This is a genomic window from Micromonospora sp. NPDC049101, from assembly GCF_040648675.1.
GTDB lineage: Bacteria > Actinomycetota > Actinomycetes > Mycobacteriales > Micromonosporaceae > Micromonospora.
Genome location: NZ_JBEZED010000004.1, coordinates 350061 through 370890, shown reverse-complemented (window position 1 = coordinate 370890; position 20830 = coordinate 350061). Strand labels below are relative to the sequence as shown.

19 protein-coding genes and 1 pseudogene are annotated in these 20830 nt (G+C 72.1%); 11 read left to right on the top strand and 9 right to left on the bottom strand.

Annotation, left to right across the window (positions count from 1 at the left end; translation table 11 throughout):
• Positions 1-41 precede the first annotated feature (41 nt).
• The 3 genes from AB0B57_RS07795 to AB0B57_RS07785 are packed head-to-tail and all read left to right on the top strand — an operon-like array spanning position 42 to position 4828.
• A complete protein-coding gene (locus AB0B57_RS07795) occupies positions 42-1865 on the top strand; it encodes an ABC transporter (protein ID WP_357066471.1) in 1824 nt (607 codons plus the stop codon).
• Positions 1862-3547, top strand: a complete 1686-nt coding sequence (locus tag AB0B57_RS07790) for a GTPase (protein ID WP_357066469.1) — start codon at positions 1862-1864, stop codon at positions 3545-3547. Before AB0B57_RS07795 ends, AB0B57_RS07790 begins: the two co-directional genes overlap by 4 nt.
• A 57-nt stretch (positions 3548-3604) precedes the next feature.
• Positions 3605-4828 carry a hypothetical protein gene (locus tag AB0B57_RS07785; RefSeq protein ID WP_357066467.1) on the top strand — a complete coding sequence of 408 codons (1224 nt, stop codon included), beginning with the start codon at positions 3605-3607 and terminating at the stop codon, positions 4826-4828.
• 117 nt (positions 4829-4945) lie between these two features.
• On the opposite strand, the gene AB0B57_RS07780 is transcribed toward AB0B57_RS07785, so the two are convergent.
• Both AB0B57_RS07780 and AB0B57_RS07775 read right to left on the bottom strand, forming a co-directional pair.
• The gene (locus tag AB0B57_RS07780) at positions 4946-5569 is read right to left on the bottom strand and encodes a phosphoesterase PA-phosphatase (RefSeq protein WP_357066464.1); all 624 of its coding nucleotides are present in this window, start codon (positions 5567-5569) and stop codon (positions 4946-4948) included.
• A 153-nt stretch (positions 5570-5722) separates the two neighbouring features.
• Positions 5723-6610, bottom strand: coding sequence for a hypothetical protein (locus AB0B57_RS07775; protein WP_357066462.1), 888 nt, complete (start codon positions 6608-6610; stop codon positions 5723-5725).
• 521 nt (positions 6611-7131) lie between these two features.
• Between AB0B57_RS07775 and pdhA the strand changes: the two genes are divergently transcribed.
• The 5 genes from pdhA to AB0B57_RS07750 all read left to right on the top strand — a co-directional run bounded on the left by pdhA (position 7132) and on the right by AB0B57_RS07750 (position 14251).
• Positions 7132-8307 (top strand): pyruvate dehydrogenase (acetyl-transferring) E1 component subunit alpha, encoded by a 1176-nt coding sequence (gene pdhA, locus AB0B57_RS07770; RefSeq protein ID WP_357066460.1) that lies wholly within the window; start codon positions 7132-7134, stop codon positions 8305-8307.
• A complete protein-coding gene (locus AB0B57_RS07765) occupies positions 8307-9296 on the top strand; it encodes an alpha-ketoacid dehydrogenase subunit beta (RefSeq protein ID WP_357066458.1) in 990 nt (329 codons plus the stop codon). Before pdhA ends, AB0B57_RS07765 begins: the two co-directional genes overlap by 1 nt.
• A gap of 5 nt (positions 9297-9301) precedes the next feature.
• Positions 9302-10774: a dihydrolipoamide acetyltransferase family protein gene (locus AB0B57_RS07760; RefSeq protein WP_357066568.1), complete on the top strand. Its 1473-nt coding sequence runs from the start codon at positions 9302-9304 to the stop codon at positions 10772-10774.
• A gap of 218 nt (positions 10775-10992) precedes the next feature.
• Positions 10993-11130, top strand: coding sequence for a hypothetical protein (locus tag AB0B57_RS07755; protein ID WP_165435866.1), 138 nt, complete (start codon positions 10993-10995; stop codon positions 11128-11130).
• A gap of 343 nt (positions 11131-11473) precedes the next feature.
• A complete protein-coding gene (locus AB0B57_RS07750) occupies positions 11474-14251 on the top strand; it encodes a hypothetical protein (RefSeq protein WP_357066456.1) in 2778 nt (925 codons plus the stop codon).
• A 108-nt stretch (positions 14252-14359) separates the two neighbouring features.
• Here the strand turns inward: AB0B57_RS07750 and AB0B57_RS07745 are convergent, their stop codons facing one another.
• From AB0B57_RS07745 to AB0B57_RS07715, 7 genes and pseudogenes are all read right to left on the bottom strand, one after another.
• Positions 14360-14842, bottom strand: a complete 483-nt coding sequence (locus tag AB0B57_RS07745; protein ID WP_357066454.1) for a GNAT family N-acetyltransferase — start codon at positions 14840-14842, stop codon at positions 14360-14362.
• 727 nt (positions 14843-15569) lie between these two features.
• The gene (locus AB0B57_RS07740) at positions 15570-15878 is read right to left on the bottom strand and encodes a matrixin family metalloprotease (RefSeq protein WP_357066452.1); all 309 of its coding nucleotides are present in this window, start codon (positions 15876-15878) and stop codon (positions 15570-15572) included.
• Between the two features lie 92 nt (positions 15879-15970).
• The gene (locus tag AB0B57_RS07735) at positions 15971-16165 is read right to left on the bottom strand and encodes a DUF397 domain-containing protein (protein ID WP_357066565.1); all 195 of its coding nucleotides are present in this window, start codon (positions 16163-16165) and stop codon (positions 15971-15973) included.
• Between the two features lie 394 nt (positions 16166-16559).
• On the bottom strand, positions 16560-16757 hold the full coding sequence (locus tag AB0B57_RS07730) for a DUF397 domain-containing protein (protein ID WP_357066563.1): 198 nt from the start codon (positions 16755-16757) through the stop codon (positions 16560-16562).
• Positions 16754-16916: pseudogene (locus AB0B57_RS07725) on the bottom strand (XRE family transcriptional regulator); the annotation flags it as partial. The gene AB0B57_RS07730 and the pseudogene AB0B57_RS07725, both read right to left, overlap by 4 nt.
• 90 nt (positions 16917-17006) lie before the next feature.
• Entirely contained in the window at positions 17007-17198 is a 192-nt protein-coding gene (locus AB0B57_RS07720) for a DUF397 domain-containing protein (RefSeq protein WP_357066450.1), read from the bottom strand.
• On the bottom strand, positions 17189-17959 hold the full coding sequence (locus tag AB0B57_RS07715; protein WP_357066561.1) for a helix-turn-helix transcriptional regulator: 771 nt from the start codon (positions 17957-17959) through the stop codon (positions 17189-17191). The genes AB0B57_RS07720 and AB0B57_RS07715 overlap by 10 nt, the downstream gene beginning before the upstream one ends.
• A 359-nt stretch (positions 17960-18318) precedes the next feature.
• Between AB0B57_RS07715 and AB0B57_RS07710 the strand changes: the two genes are divergently transcribed.
• The 3 genes from AB0B57_RS07710 to AB0B57_RS07700 all read left to right on the top strand — a co-directional run bounded on the left by AB0B57_RS07710 (position 18319) and on the right by AB0B57_RS07700 (position 20796).
• The gene (locus AB0B57_RS07710; RefSeq protein WP_357066448.1) at positions 18319-18591 is read left to right on the top strand and encodes a hypothetical protein; all 273 of its coding nucleotides are present in this window, start codon (positions 18319-18321) and stop codon (positions 18589-18591) included.
• Positions 18591-18836: a flavin reductase gene (locus AB0B57_RS07705; protein ID WP_357066446.1), complete on the top strand. Its 246-nt coding sequence runs from the start codon at positions 18591-18593 to the stop codon at positions 18834-18836. The genes AB0B57_RS07710 and AB0B57_RS07705 overlap by 1 nt, the downstream gene beginning before the upstream one ends.
• 121 nt (positions 18837-18957) lie before the next feature.
• Positions 18958-20796 (top strand): NHL domain-containing thioredoxin family protein, encoded by a 1839-nt coding sequence (locus AB0B57_RS07700; RefSeq protein ID WP_357066444.1) that lies wholly within the window; start codon positions 18958-18960, stop codon positions 20794-20796.
• The last annotated feature ends 34 nt before the right edge of the window (positions 20797-20830 follow it).

The window sequence follows — 20830 nt, the reverse complement described above, 5'->3', positions numbered from 1 at the left end:
TCCGGTTGTCTTCCCTTGCATCGGTCGGGCACGCTTTAGCGGTGACGACGCACGGCGATTCCGCCACCCGTTCCGGCGCGCCCGCCGTCGCAGCCCGCACCGGCCCGCCGGACGCCGCGGAGGAGCCGCCCGCCACCACCGGGGACGACAGCCTCCCCGGCGCCCTGTCGGGTCTCCGGGAGGCGATAGGTGCGACCCGGTTTCCTCTCGCACTGCCCTCCGCCGGCTCCGCCCGGCACACCGCCGCCGCCCTCACCGACCAGCTCGACGACTACCTGCTGCCCCGGCTCGCCCGGCTGGATGCCCCGCTGCTCGTGGTGGTCGGCGGCTCCACCGGCGCGGGCAAGTCGACACTGGTCAACAGCCTGGTCAAGGCCCGGGTCAGCGCCGCCGGTGTGCTCCGGCCGACCACCCGCTCCCCGGTGCTGGTGTGCAACCCGTCCGACGCGGCGTGGTTTCGGCAGGGCGACCTGCTGCCCGGGCTGACCCGCACCACCGAGCCGAGCGACGATCCGCGCGCCCTGCACCTCGTCACCGCGCCCGCCCTGCCCGCCGGGCTGGCCTTCCTCGACGCACCCGACATCGACTCGGTGGTCGACGCCAACCGGGCGCTCGCCACCCAACTGCTCGCCGCCGCCGACCTCTGGCTCTTCGTCACCACCGCCGCCCGGTACGCCGACGCGGTGCCGTGGGAGCTGCTGCGCAGCGCCCGGGCGCGCGGCGCGGTGATCGCCATGGTGCTGGACCGGGTACCCGCCGAGGCCACCGACGAGATCGCCGCGCACCTGGCCGAGATGCTCGCCGAACAGGATCTCGGCCGGGCGCCGCTGTTCGTGCTGCCGGAGACGTGGGTCGACGGTCAGGGGCTGCTGCCCGAGGGCGTGACCGCGGCGCTGGCCGACTGGTTCGCCCGACTGGCCGGCGACGCGGAAGCCCGCTCGGCCGTGGTCCGCCAGACCCTGGACGGTGCGCTGGCCGCCCTCCACCCCGCCGTCGAGGAGCTGGCCGACGCCGCCGACCAGCAGGTCACCGCCGCCGCCGAGCTGGACGAACGGGTCCGGGCCGCGTACCGGGGTGCCGAGCGCACCGTCGAGCAGGGGCTTCAGGACGGCCGACTGCTCCGGGGCGAGGTGCTCGCCCGCTGGCAGGAGTTCGTCGGCACCGGAGAGTTCTTCCGCACTCTGGAGGCCCGGATCGGTCGCCTCCGAGACCGGGTCGTCGCCGCTGTCACCGGTCGCCCGGCGCCCGCCGTCGAGCTGCGCAACGCCATCGAGTCGCAGCTGGTCACGCTGCTGCGCGGGGTGTCCTCGGAGGCCGCCGAATCCGCGTACACGGCGTGGAAGGCGCACCCGGCGGGCTCCGGGCTGCTCGATCCGGCGCTCGCCCACCCGAGCGACGACCTCCCGGAGCGCGCCGAACGCATGGTCCGGGACTGGCAGCGCGGGGTGCTGGAGCTGGTCCGGGTCGAGGGCGGCGACAAGCGGTTCGTGGCCCGCACCGCCGCGTACGCGGTCAACGCCACCGGGTTGGCCGTCATGATCGCTGTCTTCGCCTCCACCGCGTTCATCCCGACCGGGCTGGAGCTGGCCACCGGGGCGGGCACCACCGTCGCCGCGCAGGCGGTGCTCCAGGCGATCTTCGGCGACCAGGCGGTGCGTACCCTCGCTGCCAAGGCCCGCACCGACCTGCTGGCCCGGGTGCGGACGCTGCTCGGCGCGGAGGCCGACCGGTTCCTCAGCCGCACCGCCGACGCCCGCCCCGCCGCGGACGCCGGCGACGGGCTGCGCCGGGCCGCCGGTCGGGTCGAGCTGGCCCGGCACCGCAGCGGCCTGTCCGCGGGCGGCGACGAGGGGAGCGCCCGGTGACCAACATCACCGGTCGGGTACGCGAGGCGTTCCGCGGTGACCAGCGGGTCGACGCCGACGCGCTGGTCACCCGGCTGGACGCGGTACGCCGCTTCCTGACCGCGGTGGACGGCCTGCTGCCCGACGCCGAGCTGGTGCCCGCGCACACCCTGGTCGAGCGGGCCGGCACCCGGCTGGCGCTGTCCCGGGACCACACGGTGGTCGCGCTCGCCGGCGCCACCGGCAGTGGCAAGTCCAGCCTCTTCAACGCGTTGGCCCAGTTGGAGCTCTCGCCGGTCGGGGTGCGCCGGCCGACCACCGGGGTCACCCACGCCTGCGTGTGGGGGCCGTTGGAGGGCGCCACCCGTCTGCTCGACTGGATCGGCGTGCTGCCCCGGCACCGCTTCGTGCGGGAGAGCGCCCTGGACGGGGACGACGAGACGGCACTGCACGGGCTGATCCTGCTCGACCTGCCCGACTTCGACTCGGTGCAGCGCTCCCACCGCCTGGAGGTGGACCGGCTCCTCGGCCTGGTCGACCAGGTGGTCTGGGTCGTCGACCCACAGAAGTACGCCGACCGGGTCATCCACGACAGCTATCTGCGCGAGTTCCACAGGCATCGGGACGTCACGCTTGTCGTGCTCAACCAGGCTGACCGACTGCCCCCGGCCGAGGTGCCCCGGGTCCTGGACGATCTGCGCCGACTGCTCGACACGGACGGGCTGACCGGTGTGCCGCTGCTGGCGACCACCGCCATCGACCCGCCCGGGATGGTGGGGCTGCGCGGCGCGCTGGAACGTACGGTCGCCGAGCGGCAGGCCGCGCTGCGCCGGCTCGCGGGTGACGTCGACACGGTCGTCGCCGGGTTGGACGAGCTGGTCGGCTCGGCCCGACCGGCGGGTGGCCCGGACGGCTCGGCGCTCGACGGGCTCAACCGGGCGTTGGCCGGGGCGGCCGGCGTGCCGGCGGTCACCGAGGCGGTGGAGCAGGCGTACCGGCATCGGGCCGGCGCGGCCACCGGCTGGCCCGTGGTCCGGGGCTGGCGGCGGTTGCGACCCGACCCGCTGCGTCGGCTGCACCTACCCGGCCCCAGCGGCGACCGGGTCGACCCGGCGGAGAGTCTGGTCGCGGCCACCTCCGTCCCGGAGCCATCGGCCGCGCAACGCTCGGCCCTGGGTCTCGCGATCCGCGCGGTGGCCGACCGGGCCGCCGCCGACCTGCCCGCCGCCTGGCCCGGCGCGGTGACCTCGGCCGCCCGGTCCCGCCTGGGCGACCTGCCGGACGCACTGGACCGCACGATCGCCGGCACCGACCTCGGCCTGGGCCGTCGGCCGCTGTGGTGGCGGGCCGTCGGCGGTGTGCAGTGGCTGGTCACCCTCGCCGCGGTGGTCGGGCTCGGCTGGTTGCTCCTCGGGTACGCGCTGCGCGCACTCGGCCTGCCGGCGCTGGACAACCCGATGGTCGGTCAGGTGCCGCTGCCCACCCTGCTACTGCTCGGCGGCCTGCTGGCCGGGCTGCTGGTGGCGGCGCTGACCCGGCCGGTGGTGCGCTGGGCGGCCCGACGCGCTCGGGCCCGCGCCGAACAGCGGCTGACCGCGAAGGTGGCCCTTGTCGGCGAGGAGTACGTGCTGGCACCGGTACGCACCGTGCTCGACTCGTACGCGCAGGCACGCGACGCGCTGCGGGACGCCGCCCGCCGCTGACGCCTCACGCGGCTCGCTACCGCTCTGCATCGGCTCCGGGCGGCGTAGGGTCGGAGCATGGCCACGCCTGAGACCCCCTACGACGCGGTGCTGCACGCCGCACGCGACGTGACCAAGCTGGAGTCCGCCCTCGACGCCGAGATGCTCGGCAGCGCGCTGCTGGGCAGTGTCTACGCCATCGCGGAAACCGACCGCGACACCGCCGTACGGGAGTTCGTCACCGGGTTCCTCGCCGCCACCGCGCGTCGCCGGATCGCGGCGGCCACCACCATCCGACAGGTCTTCGCCGCGCTCGTCCCGGACGCCGAGGGCACCGAGCGGGTCCGTCCGGGCACCCAGGCGCCCACCTGGTCCGGGCAGCTCGGCCGGGTGCACCTCACCGGCACCTGGGCGTACGGCGACGTGTACGGCGACCAGACCTCCTACCTCGCCACCTTCGCGTACGACGACGCCTCCGGTGGCGGCGAGCACGCGTTGGTGGCCCTGGTGGACCACAACATCGGGATCACCAAGGACATCTTCGTCGGTGGGCCGGCGGAACGGATCCTGGACCAGGTCCGACAGATGTGCGCCGACGACGAGTTGACCTGGTTCCGTACCGAGAATCCGGCCCGGCTCCGGGGCGAGGTGGCCCGCCACCTCGCGGTGACCGACGACCTCAGCGAGCTGCCCGGCGAGGGTTCCCTGGCGACCGACCGGGCGCTTGTCGGTGCCCGGCTGGCGTTGCTGCCCACCGCCGCCGACCCGACCGGCCCGGCGGAGGTCGAGCCGCTCTCCGCGGCCGAGCGCACCGACCTGGTCCGGCGGTTCCTCGCCGCGCCGGAGGCCGCCCGCTTCGGGCTGGACACGGTCGACGGCGCGGAGTTGGCCTCCCTGCACTTCTGCCTGAGCCTGGTGCTGGACCATTCGGCGAGCTTCCCGGACGGCGACCCGATGCGCTGGAGCCCCGCGGTGTCCGGGCTGTTCCTGCTCGACTGGGTGCACCGCCGCGCCGTGCTGGACATGGACGACGCGGCGATGCTGCCCCGGGTGCTGCGCGCCTGGGCCCGGTACGCGTCCCGCCAGCGCGGGCTGCCCGAGGCGGCGGCGACGCGCACCGACGAGGCGATCGAGGAGATGGTGCCGGAGTTCGCCCGCCTCTACTCGACGGGTGAGCGGCGCAGCCCGGCGACCGCCGCGGTGGCGCAGCTGATGGCCGACGGGGTGGACCCGGACGACCCGGCCGCTCTGGACGCCTGGATCGAGGCCAACCGGCACCGTCTCGCCGACGACGGCGCCTGACGGTCCACCCGGGGCGGGCGACACGTCGCCTGCCCCGGCCCTCGTCCGGCGCCGACTCTCGTCCGGCGCCGACTCTCGCCCGCTCGGCGGCGGGGCCCGGTCGGGAGCAGATCGCCCTCAGCGCAGCGCGCCGAAGACCACCGCGGCGATCAGCGCACCGAGCACACCACCGGCGAGCACCTGCGACACCGTGTGATCCCGTAGCCGCACCCGGGACCAGCCGACCAACACCAGCAGCGGTGCGGCGACGACCAGCCGGGTCCCGAAGGTCAGCATCAGGATGACAAGTGCGCCGGCGGCCACCGCCGAGTGGATCGACATCTTCCACCAGTGGCTCACCGACACGGCGACCACGAGCCCGACCAGCCCGGCCACGGCCAGCGCCAGCACCGCGCGAGGCGCACCGAGCACGACGAGCAGGGCGAGCCCCGCGGTCACCGAGGCGAGGCCGACCAGCAGCGGCGCCCGGCGCTGCTCCCGACGGCCGACGTGGTGGTCGGTGAGCCGGCCACGGCGTACCCCGCCGACGACGTAGGCGAACGGAATGCCGATGACGAAGAGCGTGGCGAGCAGACCCCAGACCAGGCCCTGGCCCGGACGGCGCGCGCTGTGCCAGCTCACGGTGACGATCAGCAGCGACACCAGCACGGCCGGCGCGCTCACCTCGGTGACCAGCCGGGCGACCCGCAGCCCCGGGCCGGGCCGGGCGATGACCGGGCGGAGTTTCGCACCGCCGCCCACGCCACCCCCTCCGGTACGTGCCCACCGTCGGAACCGGGTCAGCCACGCCTGATCGTCACCGTACCGTCGCGCGCACCGTGGGGTGCGCCGGTCAGACCAGCGCGGACCGGCCGTCGGCGAGCATGGCGGAACGGGCACCGTGGGGTGCGCTGGTCAGGCCAGTGCGGGCTGGCCGTCGGCGGGCATCGAGGGAACGGCCGGAGGCGACGGGACCGCTGGGCCGGGCTGGCTGGTCGGTGCGGCCGGGGTGGCGGGTGGCCCGGGGGTGCTGACCGGCGCGGACGGCGCCCTGATCGGCACGGCGGTCGCCGTCGGGGTGTCCGTCAGCGTGGGCGCGGGTGTCGGCGCGGGCGTGGGCGTGGGGTCCAACGTGGGCGTCGGCTCCAAGGTCGGGTCCGGGTCGGTCGGGTCCTGATCGGGGTCGGTGGGGTCCGGGTTCGGGTCGGTCGGGTCCGGATCGGGGTCGGTCGGATCCGGATCGGGGTCGGTCGGGCCTGGGTCCGTGGGGTCCGGGTCGGTCGGATCGGGATCCGTCGGGCCAGGGTCGGGCGGGTCCGGGGCCGGGGGGCCGGGTGGGGGCATGGCGGGCCAGGTGCCGCGGGTGGGCTTCGGCGGTGGCGGTGGGTAGGTCGCCACCCGGCCGGGGCCGGTCGGCTCCGCTGGACGCCCTTCCGAGGTACGCCCCGGAGAGGCGGGCAGCCAGCCGCTGGTCGGCCCGACGCTTGGTGTGCCGGGTGGCGGGAGCGCCGGCTGACTGGTCATCGGCAGCGGGATCACCACCGGCCCGACCGACGGGGTCGTGATGAACGGGGTGCTGTTGTCCGGCAGCGCGGTGCTGCCCGGGGTGGCCGAGCCCGCGCTGATCGCGGCGAGGATGGGCATTGACGCGGTGCCGGCCAGCAGGGCGACGGTGAGCAGGTAACCCCGGGTAGCGCCGCCCGCGCCGGGAGCACGGTGGACACCGACCACCCGTCGGTAGCCACCGGCCGACCGATGCCGGCCGAGTGCTGGTGTGCCGGGACCATCACCTGGCTCGTGCACCGCACACCCCTTGTCGTCGGCCGTCGGAGGACATGGATGGACGCCGCCAGCCCCAAAGCCGGCATATGACCTGATAGGCGCGATCCTGTGGGAATCAGCCTGGCCCAGTTACCCTCCGTTAGCCAGTCTCGACCGCGTGTCGACACGCGATGCTGTCCGAACGGTGACGAATCATCGCCGGGTCGCCTGGGCAACGCAGGCCGGCATGATGGCGACAAACGACGTCAAAGGGTGGGCTGTCGGAATCCGGGGCGGGCGTACTGTGGGCGCGCTCACCTGCTCTGCGAATATGGAGCACGACGGCAACGCAGCCGTGACCTCCGCGCACCCTCGCGGCAGGCGCGGCCCGGCGCCGGCGCTCCCGATCCGGGTTCGGCCAGAACCCGGCTCACGCCGTGCGGCAACCCCCACCGGGGCTAGGCGCGGCCGCCAGGAACCGGTCCGGCAGAAGCCGGACAGGCGCACGAGTTGCGTAGCCGGGTTACCCCCGGTGCCGACGCAGACACGACAGGGAGAGACCGATGGCAAAGGGCGACCCCGGGGGCACCACCCGCGGCAGGCGGGCGGCACCCCGCTCCAAGAAGGGCACGGCCGGCGATCCCGAGCTGGTGCAGCTGCTCACCCCCGACGGCGAGCGGATCGACAGCGTCACCGGGCCGGACGGCACCGAATACCGCGTCGACTTCACCGACGAGGAGTACCGCGGCCTCTACCGCGATCTGGTGCTGGTCCGCAAGCTGGACGCCGAGGCGACCGCGCTCCAGCGCCAGGGCGAGCTGGGCCTCTGGGCCAGCCTGCTCGGCCAGGAGGCCGCGCAGGTCGGATCGGGGCGGGCGCTGCGGACGCAGGACATGGCCTTCCCGACCTACCGGGAGCACGGCGTCCTCTACTGCCGGGGCATCGACCCGATCATGCCGCTCGGTCTGTTCCGCGGTGTCGACCAGGGCGGGTGGGACCCGAACGAGTTCAAGTTCAACATGTACACGATCGTCATCGGCGCGCAGACCCTGCACGCGACCGGCTACGCCATGGGCATCACCATGGACGGCAAGACCGGTACCGACGACGGCGAGGCCGCGATCGCCTACTTCGGCGACGGGGCCACCAGCCAGGGCGACGTGAACGAGGCGTTCGTCTGGGCGAGCGTGTTCAACGCTCCGCTTGTCTTCTTCTGCCAGAACAACCAGTACGCGATCTCCGAGCCCCTGGAGCGGCAGACCCGCGTGCCGCTCTACCAGCGGGCCGCCGGCTTCGGCTTCCCCGGCGTACGGGTGGACGGCAACGACGTGCTGGCCTCGTACGCGGTCACCCGCACGGCGCTGGACAACGCCCGCCACGGGCAGGGCCCCAGCCTGATCGAGGCGTACACCTACCGGATGGGCGCGCACACCACCTCCGACGACCCGACCCGCTACCGCATCGCCAGCGAGGTCGAGGCGTGGCAGGCCAAGGACCCCATCACCCGGGTCAAGGCGTTCCTGGAGAAGCAGCAGATCGCCGACGCGGCCTTCTTCGCCGACGTCGACGAGCAGGCCCGCCGCGAGTCGGTGCACCTGCGCGAGCGGGTGCTCGACATGCCCAACCCGGAGCCGGTGACGATGTTCGACCACGTCTACCCGAACGGTTCCCCGCTGCTCGACGAGCAACGCGCGCAGTTCAGCCGCTACATGGAGTCCTTCGAGGGGAGCGCCCACTGATGGCCACGGAGACGCTCACCATCGGCAAGGCCCTCAACACCGGCCTGCGCCGCGCCCTGGAGAACGATTCCAAGGTCATCATCATGGGCGAGGACGTCGGCAAGCTCGGCGGCGTCTTCCGGATCACCGACGGGCTCCAGAAGGACTTCGGCGACCAGCGGGTGATCGACACCCCGCTGGCCGAGTCCGGCATCATCGGCACCGCTGTCGGTCTCGCCATCCGTGGCTACCGGCCGATCTGCGAGATCCAGTTCGACGGCTTCGTCTACCCCGCGTACGACCAGATCGTGTCGCAGGTGGCGAAGATGCACTACCGCTCCGGCGGCAAGCTCAACATCCCGATGGTGATCCGCATCCCGTACGGCGGCGGCATCGGCGCGGTCGAGCACCACTCCGAGTCGCCCGAGGCGTACTTCGCGCACACGGCCGGCCTGAAGGTGGTGACCTGCTCCAACCCGCAGGACGCGTACGTGATGATCCAGCAGGCCGTCGCCTCGGACGACCCGATCGTCTTCCTGGAGCCCAAGCGGCGCTACTGGGAGAAGGGGCAGGTCGACCTGGACGCGCCGCTGTCCGAGGCGTACCCCCTGCACTCGGCCCGCGTGGTGCGGCCCGGCACGGACGTGACGGTTTTGGCCTACGGGCCGATGGTGCGGACGTGCCTGGACGCGGCGACCGCCGCCGCGGAGGACGGCCGGGAGCTGGAGGTCATCGACCTGCGTTCGCTCTCCCCGCTGGACCTGGCGGCGGCGTACGAGTCGGTGAGGCGCACCGGCCGTGCGATCGTGGTGCACGAGGCGCCGTCGAACCTCGGCCTCGGCGCCGAGTTGGCCGCCCGGATCACCGAGGAGTGCTTCTACTCCCTGGAGTCGCCGGTGCTGCGGGTGACCGGCTTCGACACCCCCTACCCGGCCGCCCGCGTGGAAGAGGAATACCTGCCCGATCTCGACCGGGTGCTCGACGCCGTCGACCGCACCTTCGGCTGGTGAGCGCCATGTCCCGGATCAAGACGTTCAACCTGCCCGACCTGGGCGAAGGGCTGACCGAGGGCGAGATCCTGGCCTGGCTGGTCAAGGTCGGCGACACGATCGAACTGAACCAACCGATCGTCGAGGTCGAGACGGCCAAGGCGGCGGTGGAGATCCCGGCGAAGTGGGCCGGGCAGGTGCAGGCGATCCATCACCCGGAGGGCACGACTGTCGAGGTCGGTACGCCGATCATCGCGATCGACACCGACCCGGGTGCCGGTCCGCTGGAGGCGCCGTCGACCACTGCCACGCCGAGCGGCGACCTGCCCACCCCGTCGGCGGCCTCGCTGGCGGCGGTGGAGCTGGCCCCGGCCGAGGGCATGGTGGAGCCGGGCCTGATCGGCGGCGTCGCCCCGGGCGGTCGGACGGCGGTGCTCGTCGGCTACGGCCCGCGAACCACGGCCGCAAAGCGCCGCCCCCGCAAGAACGCCCCCGTCCCCGCCCAGCCCGCCGCCCCCGCTGGGGTCGATCATGGAGTTGTGGGGGGTGACAAACCAGCCGCGACCTCCACGATTCCGGCACCACAGGTCCATGATCGACGCGGCGGGGTGAACGGCGGGGCGGTGTTGGCTAAGCCGCCGGTGCGGAAGCTTGCCAAGGATCTTGGGGTCGATCTCGGCACGGTTACCGGGTCGGGGCCGCTGGGCTCGATCACCCGGGAGGACGTACACCGGGCGGTGAACGGCGCCGTCGCGGTGGCGGAGCCACTCGCGGTGACGACGGCCGCCAGCTTCGGCGCGGACCGGGAGCAGCGCATCCCGGTCAAGGGGGTCCGCAAGCTCACCGCCGAGAACATGTCCCGCTCGGCGTTCACCGCCCCGCACGTGACGGAGTTCCTGACCGTCGACGTGACCCGGGCGATGAAGGCACTGGACCGGCTGCGCGGCCGGCGGGAGTGGCGCGACGTACGGGTCTCGCCGCTGCTGCTGGTGGCGAAGGCGGTGCTGCTGGCGGTGCGGCGTCACCCGATGGTCAACTCGACGTGGGCCGGCGACGAGATCGTGGTGAAGGAGTACGTCAACCTCGGCATCGCGGCGGCCACCGAGCGGGGCCTGATCGTGCCGAACATCAAGGACGCCGGCCGACTCTCGTTGCGGGAGTTGGCGGACTCGCTGACCGACCTGGTGCAGACGGCGAAGTCCGGGCGCACCTCGCCGGCGGCCATGTCCGGCGGCACCCTGACCATCACCAACGTCGGCGTGTTCGGGGTGGACACGGGCACTCCGATCCTGCCGCCGGGTGAGTCCGCGATCCTGGCCTTCGGCGCGGTACGGGAGATGCCCTGGGTGCACAAGGGCAAGGTCAAGGTCCGCCAGGTCACCACCCTGGGGCTGAGCTTCGACCACCGGATCATCGACGGTGAGCTGGGTTCGAAGTTCCTGCGCGACATCGGCGACTTCCTCGCGGACCCGGAGGCGGCGCTGCTCGCCTGGACCTGATCGTTCGAGACGCCAGCCACGGCCGGTGTGCCACGGGTTAACACCCGGCACACCGGCCGTGTCGTTTCGGCAACGGAAGCGTCGGCCAGACGGCCTGTTGACCTTCGATTGTTAGGCGGGTGTCCCAGCTCACCTAATAATCGATGGAAGTTCCCGGGGTTCTGCGGTTGAATAGACACATCAGGGGCTGACAACCGAATAGCTAGGGGGACCCACCAATGAGCATGATCGAGCGAATCCGCAACCACCGCGACGCCACCCGCCGCGCCCGTGCCATCGAGCACGCGCTGCGCTCGGCGAACTCGCCGGCAGTTCGCGAGGAAATCCTCGTCATCGCCCAGCGTCACATGAGCTGACGCTCCACGACTTTCCTCACCTCCTCCAGATCGATGGCCCACCCGGCCCGCCGGGTGGGCCATCGGCGTTCCCGGCCACCCGCCACCGGGATTCCGCCCTGCCGCAGCGCCCGGTACGGTGGGCTTCGGTCGCCGCCCGCCGACCCGACAGAGGCCGAGCCAACCGAAACTGCTCGACACCGACCGGATACGGGGAGTGACGACCGGTGCTCCTTGGACGTGCCGTGCCACCACCCGATACCGTGCGGGGAGCCGGCACAGCGGTACGCCGGTGACGCCGGCAGCCATGCCGAGGAGACCGATCGGCACCGGCGAGCCGACATGTGATGGAGGAGGCGCACCCATGACGTCCGAGGGCCCGCACCGCACCGGCCAAGAGCCGGACGAGGTGTCACCGGGCGCCGGCGGACCGGCGCCGTACGGCGACCGCCCGGCGCAGCCGGACAACGGCCACAACGCCACCGGCCCAGACCTGGGCTGGGCGCCCCCGCCACCGGCGCGGTCCGACGCGTCGACGCCGGCATGGGCCACCCAGTCCGAGCAACCACCGGCCCCCGCCTGGGGTGCCGCCGCTGCTCCGCAGCACAACGACCCGGCGCAGCCCGCCTGGGGCACCGCCGCCCCGCAGTCCAACGAGCCGGCGCAGCCCGCCTGGGGTGCCGCTGCTCCGCAGTCCAACGAGCCGGCGCAGCCGGCGTGGGCGGCCGGCGGTGGCGCGAGTGAGCCGCCGCAGCAGCAGCCCGGCACCTGGCCTGGCGGCGACAGCACACCGGCTCCGGCGCAGCCAGCCTGGGCCGCGCAGCCACAGCAGGGCTGGACGCCGGCTGAGCAGAGTGCGCCCGCACCCACCTGGACCCCGAACGCCACCGACCAGCCCGACTGGGCCCAGCCGTCCGCCCGGGGCGCCGCACAGGTGCCTCCGGCCACCGCTGCCTGGCCCGCCCAGCAGGACCCGGCCAACGCCGGCGGCTGGGGTGGCGCGGCGCAGGCCAACCCGCCTACCGCTGAGTGGCGCGGAGCCGAGTCGCAGCAGCCCGAGTCGCCGCAGGCCGCCAACTGGTCCGGCGGCGCCCAGCAGGACGAGGCGTCCGGCAGCGACGGCTGGCCCGCCAGCGCGGCGGGACGCGACGACCAGCCCGGGTGGACGCCTGCCGAGCAGTCGCCGCCGGCCTGGGGCCAGCCCGCCGAGCCGGCCAAGCAGTCCGCCCCCGCGTGGGGGCAGGCGGCCCAACCCAACGCGGCCCGTGGCGCGGCCCAGGTGCCGGCCCCGGCGACGAACTGGCCCGGGTCGGACGACCCGGCCCGCTCCGGTGGCTGGGCCGCCCAGCAGCAGGCGCAGCCCGCCGAGTGGGATAACGGCGACGCACGGCAGGACCAGCCCGCGCAGCCGGCCGCCTGGGGCGAGGCCGAGAGCCGTCCGCAGCAGCCCGACTGGGTGCTGTCGCCACAGGATCAGCCCGCGCCGGCGCAGCAGAGCGGCCTTCCCTCCCGTGCCAGTGCGCCCGGCAGGGATGGTGCGGCCGAGGTCGAGCCGTGGGCACCCGGCGAGGTGTGGGGTCGCGCCGAAGCGGAAGCCTCCGCCCAGGCCCGTGGTGGCTGGGAGGCGGACCGGGGCGACGAGGCACCGGCCTACCAACCCGGTCCCGCGCCGGGCATCTCACCGGCGAACGCGGTGCCGCTGCCTCCTCAGGAGCAGCGCGTGCCCGGCGCCAGCCTGGCGGCTGCACCGCCGGCCGACTACGTGCCCCAGGCCCAGTTCGCACCGATCCCCGAGCAGCCCGCGTACCCCGAGCGGGAGACACCGGACGTCGCCGCGCAGTACGAGGCGGACCCGGCCGGTTGGGGCCGCGCCGGGGACGCTCACGCGAGTGGCGCGGTGGTGCCCGCACCGCGTACCTCGCCGGAGGCCGGAGCGGGCCGCGCGGTGGGGCCGGTGGCGGACGCCGAGTCGGCAGCCGGCGCGGCGGCCAAGGCCACGGCAAGCGCTTCGGTGCCGCTGGCCAGCCGAGTGATGCCCCCGACCGACCAGGCCATCCGTCCGACCGGCACGGCCACACCCCAACCCCGGGTGTACGGCCGGCCGGCGCGACCCGAGCCCGACAACGAGCCGGAGCCGGAGGCGTTCCAGGCCGACCCGGGTGCCGATCGCCAGGGTGCACCGGATTGGCAGAACGACTCCCAACGCCAGGGCCCACCGGACTGGCAGAACGACCCGCAGCGGCAGAGCGCACCGGACTGGCAGAGCGACTCCCCGCGGCAGGCCGCCCCAGATTGGCAGAACGACCCGCCGCGGCAGGGCGCACCGGACTGGCAGAACGAGCCGCCGCGGCAGCTCGGCCCCGGCTGGGGCGGAGAGCCCCCCGCCGAGCCGCGCTTCGACGACCGGCAGCCCGCACCGAACGCCTTCGGTGCGGCCCCGCCGCCGCCTCCGGCGTTCCCTCCGGGTGTGCCGTCCTTCGTCGACACACCGGGCAACAACCGGCCGGTGAACGGCACCCGGCCGCACGGCGGTGCCGAGCGGCCAGCCGACCAGTTCGGCGGGCCACCAGCCGCCGGCAGCGCCACGGTCGGCGGCCCGTCGACCTACGGCGCGCCGAACTTCGGCGGGCCGGGCTCCGACGGGCCAGGCTTCGGCGGGCCGGCGACCGAGTCGGTGCCGGGCGGCAGTTTCCCGCCGGCCTTCCCGCCACCGCAGCAGCCCCTGCCGGCCTGGGGCCAGGAGCCTGGCCAGTCGGATCAGGGCCGGTTCGACTCGTTCAAGCCGGACGCCACCGACAGCCCGAAGGCGGAGCTACCGACACCGAAGGTACGCAACGGCCGGGTGCTGGCCGCGGTACTGATCGCCGCCGTGCTCATCCTGGCGGTGCCGCTCGGCCTGCTGCTGCTCCTCGGCAAGGTCGGCAAGGACGACCCAGCGCCGTTCGACCCGGCGGTCGGCAGCTGCGTGAAGCAGTCCGGTCAGGGTGGTGCCTCGGCGGCAACCTGTGGCGAGGCGGGCTCCTTCTCCATCGTCTCCAGGGTGGACGCGAAGGAGAAGTGCACCGACACGACGCAGCCGCACGTGGTGCTGCCGGGTAGCGGCGCCAACCGGGTGCTCTGCCTCAAGCCCGCCGGGAAGTAACTCGACCGACGGCGGGGTCACGGGCAACCGTGGCCCCGCCGTCGTCGTATCCGCCGCGACGGCGACTACCGAACGCGCAGCTCCGGGCACGAGTAGCGCGTCACTGGATCAGAGTTCCCGGTAGTAGACGGTGACCGGCAGGGGCGTGCAACCCAGCGTTTCGTAAAGGGCTCGGGCGGGCGCATGGAAACCGTCGCCGCCCGTGCCGATCGTCACGACCTCGGCGCCGAGGTCCCGCATCGCGGCGAACGCGTGCTCGCACAGCACGGTGCCCGCGCCGAGCCGGCGGTGCTGCGCGGACACGGCGACGATCGTGACGCTGCCATTTTGGCGCTCAGGCTCTACCGCCCAGGCCACGTAGCCGGCGATGACGCCGTCGATCTCAGCGACCGCGACGTACCGGTGCTCGGCGGGGTCGTGGAGCCCGGCGACCTGCTTGACGTAGTCGTCGCGCCACCTGCCGTGCTGGTTGGTGAAAACGACGTCGCCCACGAGCGGGCGGAAGGAGTCTTCGTAGAACGGCCCGAACGCCTCGATGGTCAGTTCGGTGAGCCGGGCCAGGTCATGCTGAAGAAACGAACGGATACGCATCTGAGTGTGCCTCTCAAGCTGAGGTTCTGAAAGCCAACAAACCGGGCATCAGATGGCCAGCAAGCAGCCGGAACGGCGGCGAGCCGACCCTCAGCGGCGGGTACGCCAAGCGGCGAAGCAACTCATGAGCGGAATCCTACGGGGCGGTGCGGTGGCGTCAGGCACGCGCGGCGTGCCCACTTCGGAAACGAGGGTCAGCGCCCTGGATCGCTGGGCGCCCGGGACAGCGTAGGGCGCTGGCGGCCCGTCTCCACGTCGGACGTGCTGGAAAGGGGCCGGGAAACCGGAATGGCGCCCACCGAAGTCGGTAAGCGCCATCCAAAGTTAGGAGCCAGAACTCTGGTGGCCCGAGGGCGCCCAGAGCGTTCGTGGTGATTCTACTACGTTAGCGCCGGGGGTCTAAACCCCGGCAGCGTGCCCTCGCCATAGCGTCCAGCGAAATGGCAACTTCAGCGCTGGTCAGGACGGTCGGGTGTAACGCTTTGAGCCCGGAACGGCATCCTATTTGGCTAGTGCTCGAGTTGCTATTGGTCCAGAAGCCACCGGCACCTCAGGGTTGATCGACGACAGCGGTCGGCATGTCATGGCATGGCGGCGGCGAAACTCCTGGGCTGGGCGATACACAGACCTCGCTGCTGTTGCCGCTTGACGGACAGGCGGTCAGAGCGATGGACAACAGCGCTATCGCAAAGGTCGAGCGAAGAGCTTTGATTACCATCTGACCACCCTATCTCCAGGGCCCGTAGACGCTCCGCAGGCCATTGTAATCACCGAGTCCGAGAGAACTGTCATGGTAGAAACAGATCGTTGCGTTGGTGCTCATAGTCATGGCCGGGTACGAGCTTTCCGAGACGTGACCAAGCCCGAACACGTGACCAAACTCGTGAGTTGCCACCCCTTGCAACTCATACTGCTGAGCGCAGCCTGAGGGCGCAAGGTAGAAGAACTGGTTGTTGCGATTGGCGAAAAGAATGTCGCCTTCCTGGATTGGGTCGTCGCCCGGCCACGAGTAGGACCAGACGCAAGCGACGGCCAAAATGCTTGTGTTGTTGATCGGGCCGTTCCGCGCTTAGCGAGACGCAGAAAGGCCCCCGACGCGAATCGTCGGAGGCCTCTCTGTCGATGCTGTCAGGCGACGGGGCCGTGTGCCTTCGCGAAGCCGACGAAGCCCTGCCACGCGGCGGGGTCGAAGGTCAACGTTCCGCCGTCGCGGTCTTTGGTGTCGCGCACGAGGACTACGCCCGCCAGGTTGTCGGCGACCTCTACGCACGAGCCCCCGTTAGACGACGAGTAAGACGACTTGCGCCACTGTGTGTCGGTCAGCTCCATGTTTCCGCCACTTCCCTTATGAGTGTGATCGACTGCCCATGAGATAGTGCCGCACCGCGAACGTTCTCCCATGCTGCCATGAGAAAGACCAGATCCGCCGGTTCGGACGCCACCTGGCCGTGAAGTTGGGTGTCGAGATAGCCCGGGGTTTGGTTTTCGGGCCCACCCACCTGGGCCGATGGATCGCCCTTGCCCCCTGCCGAGACGCCGCCCAGCGGCACTCACGCGCAGGTCACCGCTAACCCGGCGCTCACCGCCGCTGAGGCCGCTCAGGCGACCAGCCGCTCGCTCACCTACTTACAGGAGCCGCTTCAAACGCGTGAGGCGACTCCTACGCGAGACGCAAAGAGGCCCCGACGCGAATGTCAGGGCCCTCTTTGCGATGCTGTCAGGCGATGGGGCTGTGGGCCTTCGCGAAGCTGACGAAGCCCTGCCACGCCGCGGGGCCGAAGGTCAACGTTCCGCCGTCGCGGTCCTTGGTGTCGCGAACGAGCACGACGCCGGGGAGGTTGTCGGCGACCTCCACGCACGCTCCACCGTTCGAGCTGCTGCGGGTGCTCGTGCGCCACTGCGGGGCGCTGGTCAGGTCATCCATGCTCGCGCTCTCATCACTTCGATGGTCCGGTCTCGCGAGAGCGAAACTGACCTCACGGTATCCCACACTGCCCACAACGGAGCAGCGTCATTCTTAGTGATGTGCCCTGCGGCCCCGGTCGTCTAGATATCCGACCCGCCGCGACGGCGACTACCGAACGCGCAGTTCCGCGCGTCGCCCACACACGATGAAGCGCCGCCCCGGCATCCGGGACGGGCGCTCTCGTGCGCCTGGAGTCGGTTACGACCGCTCGGCGACCTGGCCGACGAACGCGACCCACGCGGCCGGGGGGAAGGTCAGCGCCGGACCAGACGGGTCCTTCGAGTCGCGCACCGCGACGACACCTGGAAGATTGTCGGCAACCTCAACACAGTCGCCGCCGTTGGCGCTGCTGCGGGTGCTCTTGCGCCACCGCGCGTCGGTCAGGTCCATGTTTCCGCCACTTCCCTTATGAGTGTGATCGACTGCCCATGAGATAGTGCCGCACCGCGAACGTTCTCGCATGCTGCCATGAGGAGGACCAGATCCGCCGGCTCGGACGCCACCTGGCCGTGAAGTTGGGTGTCGAGGTAGCCCGCGGTTCGGTTATCGGCGCTGCTAGCGATGACAAACGGTCCCGACAGCCCAGCGTACGCCCCTGCGGAAGAGGGCACCACGTGCACGCGGACGTGAGGCAAGTGCTCGGTTTCGGCAAGCGACTCCAACTGCTCTCGCATCACCTCGGGTCCACCTACCGAGCGCCGCAGCACCCCCTCGTCTATGACTGCCGTTAGCCATGGCGGGCCGTTCCCCGCGAGCACCGATTGACGGGCCATCCGAGCGGCCACCAGCCGCTCCACGTCGTCCGGGGTGTGCTGTCCAGCGGAGCTGAACAGTGCCCGCGCGTATCGCTCCGTCTGGAGCAGGCCGGGCAGGACGAGCGGTTGGTAGGAGCGCAACGAGTGCGCCTCGCGTTCGAGCGCTTCCCACGGCCGAAACCATACGAGGTCACGGTATCGGCGCTTTGTGTCCGGCCATATGTCTGACACTGCACACCCGAGTGCCCCGGCGGCAGCGGTCCGATGTGCCTGGTGCGGGATACGCCCCTCGCGCAGCCAGCGGTCGGTGGTCTTGGGGTCCACGCCGATGCGTTCAGCCAGCGATTCTGTTGTGAGACCAGACTTCTGTAACGCCACTCTCAGCGCGCCATTCACCACGACACCTCCCGGCACAGTAGACATCTGGACACCATAGTGACACGCGGTGATGTTGTCGTCGCAATGATGGCACGTTGGGCATAGATGGCGCGGCCGGTGGATAGCGAACTCGGCGGTCGTGTTCGCAAGCGGGGTCGCTCCCGGTGGGCGAGCACTCACGGGAGCGGCCCCTTCCAGCGGCAGTAGGAGGAGACTGTGCCGGACGACCCGAGACCCCAGCCGAATCCCAGGCTGGGAAAGCCGCTGATGGCCTGGCCGCCACGAACCATCGTTCCGGTCGGGCTGGTCCCGGTCCCGCCGGTGGAGCGGCGCAACCGCGTCCCGGCCAGTCGGTGGGTGTCGAGATGATGGGGGAGATGAAGGCCGGCGACTTGGTCCGACTGACCACCGCGGCGAGCGTGCAGTTCCTTCGCCCGATCAATGTGCGGGTGATCCGCGAGTTCCCCGAGCGATACACCTACGAAGGGTGGGTCTGGATCGAGGCCTACGAGCTGGACGCCGCCGGTGACGCGGTGGCCCGGCGAGAGCTGTTCGTGATGCGCGGTGGGGTGCAGGTCCTAGCGCAGGCCGCACGCACCGCCAGCGAGCCCCGTCGTCCGATTCGACGCGCCCCAGTGAGGGTCGGCTGATGGTGAGACTTGAGGACCACCTCCCGATCAGGCCCTCCTGGCGCTGCCCTGCCTGCGGCATCCTCTGGCCCTGCTCGGCCGCGAAGTTGCGCCTCCTCGGCGAGTACCGCAACGATCGGCCAGGGCTGTTGGTGCACCTGACGAAGGTCCAGGAGGAGGCGGCTGCCGACCTGGCCAGACTCAACCCGGGCACCGTGCTTCCCGACCTGACGCCCCGCTTCGTCGGGTGGGCCGAGGCCCGTTAGCCCCGTCGACCGCCTGAGGTTCGCACGCGACGGCTCCCCGCAACCGGTCCGGAAAGCGTCTCGGCGGCCTGTCGTCCGGGTCACGGCGGCGGGGGGCAGGACGCGTGGCAGGCTGAGAGGCATGGGAACGACAGCGCGCGTACGTGCGCCCGAACTGCGGGGCCGCCAGTGGCTCAACACGGGCGGACGGAATCTGACCTTGCAGGACCTTCGCGGCAAGATCGTGATCGCGGATTTTTGGACGTTCTGCTGTATCAACTGTCTGCACGTGCTCGACGAGTTGCGCCCGCTGGAGGAGAAGTACGGCGACGTGCTCGTCGTGATCGGCGTGCACTCGCCGAAGTTCGAGCACGAGAAGGACGCTGACGCGCTCGTCGCCGCCGTCGAGCGGTACGGGGTGCACCACCCCGTACTCGACGATCCCGAGATGGACATGTGGCAGCAGTACGCGGCCCGGGCCTGGCCGACCCTGTCGGTGATCGACCCGGAGGGTTACGTGGTGGCCACCATGGCGGGCGAGGGTCATGCCGAAGGGCTGGCCCGCCTGGTCGACGAGCTGATCGCCACCCACGAGGCCAAGGGCACCCTGCACCGGGGTGACGGCCCGTACGTTCCGCCGCCGGCACCGGAGACGGCGCTGCGCTTCCCCGGCAAGGCGGTGCTGCTGCCGACCGGAAACCTGCTGGTCTCGGACTCGGCCCGGCACTCCCTGGTCGAGGTGGCCCCGGACGGCGAGACGCCGGTACGCCGGATCGGCTCGGGCGAGCGGGGCCGGGCCGACGGGTCGGGTGCCGAGGCGACGTTCTCCGAGCCGCAGGGGGTGTGCCTGCTGCCCACGCACGTCGCCGAGGTGGCCGGCTACGACCTGGTGGTGGCCGACACGGTCAACCACCTGCTGCGCGGCGTACGGCTGGAGTCCGGCGAGGTGGTCACCGTGGCCGGCAGCGGCCGGCAGTGGCGCGCCGAGGTCGACGACCACGCCCACGACGCGCTCGCCGTGGATCTCTCCTCCCCGTGGGACCTGGCCTGGTACGACGACAAGCTGATCATCGCGATGGCCGGCATCCACCAGCTCTGGTGGTTCGACCCGATCAAGCGGACCGCCGGCATGTACGCCGGCACCACAGTCGAGGCGCTGCGGGACGGCCCGCTGGCCGAGGCGTGGATGGCGCAGCCGTCGGGGCTGTCCGTCTCCACCGACGGCGCCCGGCTCTGGATCGCCGACAGCGAGACCAGCTCCCTCCGGTACGTCGAGAACGGTGTGCTGGGCACCGCCGTCGGGCAGGGCCTGTTCGACTTCGGGCACGTGGACGGTCCGGCGGAGTCGGCACTCCTGCAACACCCGTTGGGTGTGTGCGCGCTACCGGACGGTTCGGTGCTGATCGCGGACACGTACAACGGTGCGGTTCGCCGCTTCGACCCGGCCACCAACCAGGTCTCCACGGTCGCCGACGGGTTGGCGGAGCCGAGCGACCTGGTGCTCACCCCGGCCGGTGAGGTGCTGGTGGTGGAGTCCGCCGCGCACCGGCTGACCCGGCTCGCCCCGGGTGCCCTGTCGGCGGCGGGTGCCAGCACTGTCGACGGGCCCCGGCACCGCACCGAGCGCAAGCCCACCGATGTGGCGGCCGGTGAGGTCACCCTGGACATCGTCTTCACCCCTGCGCCGGGGCAGAAGCTGGACGAGACGTTCGGGCCGTCGACCCGGCTGGTGGTCTCCGCGTCTCCGCCGGAGCTGCTGGTCGACGGTGCCGGCACGGGCACCGAGCTGTCCCGTCGGCTGGTGCTCAACGCCGAGGTCACCGCCGGGGTGTTGCAGGTGACCGCCCAGGCGGCGACCTGCGACGCGGACGTCGAACACGCGGCCTGCCACCTGACCCGGCAGGACTGGGGCGTACCGGTGCGGGTCGTCGACGGCGCCGTGACCCGACTGCCGCTGGTGCTGCGCGGCCTGGACGCCTGAGGTGATCGGAGGGGCCCCGGTGGGCCCCTCCGAT

What these genes read in the sequence shown, in the direction of transcription:
- AB0B57_RS07700 (WP_357066444.1), top strand. Translation starts at nt 18,958, where the DNA reads ATGGGAACGACAGCGCGCGTACGTGCGCCCGAACTGCGGGGCCGCCAG.
- AB0B57_RS07720 (WP_357066450.1), bottom strand. Translation starts at nt 17,198, where the DNA reads ATGGACCTGACCGACGCGCGGTGGCGCAAGAGCACCCGCAGCAGCGCC.
- pdhA (WP_357066460.1), top strand. Translation starts at nt 7,132, where the DNA reads ATGGCAAAGGGCGACCCCGGGGGCACCACCCGCGGCAGGCGGGCGGCA.
- AB0B57_RS07745 (WP_357066454.1), bottom strand. Translation starts at nt 14,842, where the DNA reads ATGCGTATCCGTTCGTTTCTTCAGCATGACCTGGCCCGGCTCACCGAA.
- AB0B57_RS07785 (WP_357066467.1), top strand. Translation starts at nt 3,605, where the DNA reads ATGGCCACGCCTGAGACCCCCTACGACGCGGTGCTGCACGCCGCACGC.
- AB0B57_RS07760 (WP_357066568.1), top strand. Translation starts at nt 9,302, where the DNA reads ATGTCCCGGATCAAGACGTTCAACCTGCCCGACCTGGGCGAAGGGCTG.
- AB0B57_RS07755 (WP_165435866.1), top strand. Translation starts at nt 10,993, where the DNA reads ATGAGCATGATCGAGCGAATCCGCAACCACCGCGACGCCACCCGCCGC.
- AB0B57_RS07710 (WP_357066448.1), top strand. Translation starts at nt 18,319, where the DNA reads ATGAAGGCCGGCGACTTGGTCCGACTGACCACCGCGGCGAGCGTGCAG.
- AB0B57_RS07705 (WP_357066446.1), top strand. Translation starts at nt 18,591, where the DNA reads ATGGTGAGACTTGAGGACCACCTCCCGATCAGGCCCTCCTGGCGCTGC.
- AB0B57_RS07765 (WP_357066458.1), top strand. Translation starts at nt 8,307, where the DNA reads ATGGCCACGGAGACGCTCACCATCGGCAAGGCCCTCAACACCGGCCTG.
- AB0B57_RS07750 (WP_357066456.1), top strand. Translation starts at nt 11,474, where the DNA reads ATGACGTCCGAGGGCCCGCACCGCACCGGCCAAGAGCCGGACGAGGTG.